The organism is Cellulomonas sp. A375-1 (genome assembly GCF_001040865.1).
In the GTDB taxonomy this organism is placed as follows: domain Bacteria; phylum Actinomycetota; class Actinomycetes; order Actinomycetales; family Cellulomonadaceae; genus Cellulomonas; species Cellulomonas gelida.
On the sequence record NZ_LFKW01000115.1, the window covers coordinates 15,566 to 16,262 of the forward strand.

Here is a 697-nt window from a genome sequence, read left to right on the forward strand (position 1 = left end):
CTCGCTCGTCGACCCGGCGGGCCTGGCCGCTGGACGCCCGCTCGACTACGCGTCACTGCACGTGCTGCTCGTCGACGAGCAGCTCGCGGGCTGGTGGCAGCGGCGCGTCGAGCGCGGCGTGATCGAGGTCCGCGTGCACCCGGCGCGCGACCTGTCCGTCGCCGAACGCGACGCGGTCCTCGCCGAGCTCCAGAGGTACGCGACCTTCGCAGACCAGGAGATCCGCACCACCTTCGCGTAGCCCGCCCGCCGCGCCTGCTCCGGCGCGCACGACGATCCCGAGCCTCACCATGCGACACGTCGCGCGGGGGCCCGCCGCGTCGGCGTCCCAAGCGGAGGCGGGCCCGCCCGTGCGGATGACACCCGCACGCGGAGGTGTGGCCGGGAGTCGCTGCTCGCCTGGGCTCGGGGGCTGGGCCGGAGCCGGGCATGGGACAGCCCGTGGGCCGGAACCCCTGACGGGGCCCTGCCGCGAAGGACGAGGTCGCGGCTCCCACGGGCTGCGGTGACTGCCTGAGACTCGCTCGCCGCCCTGGTCCGGATCCTGGGGGTCCGGCGGGCTCAGCGGGCGGATCATGCAATCCGTCCGAAGTGCTCGGGCGACTAGCGGACAGTCACCTCACGCGTCCTGGAGAACTTCATGTCTCGGACCACCTCCTTCCGTGTGTGCTTCGACGCTACGCCCCCCTCCGCCCCC

Annotated in this window: 1 protein-coding gene; it reads left to right on the forward strand. The window is 74.0% G+C overall.

All coding sequences use genetic code 11. From position 1 onward, the window contains the following. On the forward strand, positions 1 to 241 hold a 241-nt coding region (locus CWIS_RS18405), incomplete at its 5' end, for a DNA glycosylase AlkZ-like family protein (RefSeq protein ID WP_197080833.1). Between the last annotated feature and the right edge of the window lie 456 nt (positions 242 to 697).